A 1,303-nucleotide genomic window follows, 5' to 3' on the forward strand; every position below is an offset into this window, starting at 1 on the left:
TGAAGTGCCCCGGGTTTTGTTCCTAGGCATTTGCCTTGATTTCTATTATTGCTTGCGGCGGGTGCTGCTCCCAAAATTCGGTTTCCACTTCGACTGGGGTTCGGTATCCCAAGCTTTGGTGAAGCCTCGTCTCGTTCCACCATGACACCCACTCGAACGTCGCGATTTCTACCTCGACAACGTCATTCCACCTGCGAGTATGGATCAGCTCGTTTTTGTAGGAGCCGTTAACGTTTTCAGCCAGAGCATTGTCATAGGAATCCCCGACAGTTCCGGTGGAAGCGGCAATCCCGTGCTGGGCAAGACGCTCGTTGTAGACAACGCTGACATACTGCGAGCCGTGATCCGAATGGTGAATGAGACCTGTTGTTTCTTCAGCACACGCGATCGCCTGGTTGAGAGCTTGCAGTGGCAACGCTTCGGTGCGCATGGAATCTGATAACGCCCACCCAACGATCCGTCGGGAGTAAACATCGGTGACAAATGCGGCGTACACAAAGCCTTTCTTCGTGCGAACGTAGGTAATGTCAGCCACCCACAGCTTGTTCGGGCCTTCGGCTTTGAATTCTCGCTCCACCAAGTCCGGGCGCAAATCCGGCCTTTGAGGTGTGCAAGTGGTCATAGGCGAGCGGCCTTTGCCTTTGCCTGATACACCGGCTAGACGCATCAGCCGCGCGGTTTGTTCACGACCGATATCGATTCCGTCACGATGAAGAGCATGCCACATTTTCCGCACACCGTAGACACCGTAATTATCCCGATGAATAGCACCAATGCGTTCAACCAGCACAGCATCACGAAGACGGCGAGCACTTAATCCACGGGCCCTGGACTGGCGATACCCACGCGAGGTGATGAACCCACCAGCCCTGTTATCCTTCAACGTCTTACAGATGAACTCGACAGAGAAACGATTCCGGTATTCATCGATGAACCGGATCATTTCCGACGTTGTGGGTCGAGTTCCGACGCGAAAAAAGCCGAGGCAGCCTTTAAAAGTTCATTGGTGTCGCGTAGCTCTTGATTTTCACGGCGAAGCCTCGCGTTTTCGGCGGCCAGATCTTCAGGCACGGGTTCTGGGATGTTTCCCGCACGGCGGGCCTGTTGGGTCCATTGACGAGCCGTGTGCCATGAAACCCCCAACTTTGGAGCAACTGCCTGGCACGCGGCGTGCATCGACATGTTTTCCGCCAAGATGCGGTCCTCGACAAGACGGACCACACGGTCCTTCGCATCCTGGTCAAATTTTCTTGGCATGTTCCAGATTTTCCCATCTACTCAAACGGAACAAAACCTGGGACAC

General features: G+C 54.3%; 1 protein-coding gene. It reads right to left on the reverse strand.

Going from position 1 to position 1,303, the window contains the following annotated elements:
* Positions 1-22: 22 nt before the first annotated feature.
* A protein-coding gene (locus tag L8U58_RS10110) for an IS3 family transposase (RefSeq protein ID WP_269955269.1) occupies positions 23-1,257 on the reverse strand; the annotation gives its coding sequence in 2 pieces (ribosomal slippage) (positions 23-969 and positions 969-1,257; 1,236 coding nt in all).
* Positions 1,258-1,303: the final 46 nt, after the last annotated feature.

It is taken from the genome of Corynebacterium macclintockiae, assembly GCF_027570165.1.
GTDB classification, from domain to species: Bacteria; Actinomycetota; Actinomycetes; order Mycobacteriales; family Mycobacteriaceae; genus Corynebacterium; species Corynebacterium macclintockiae.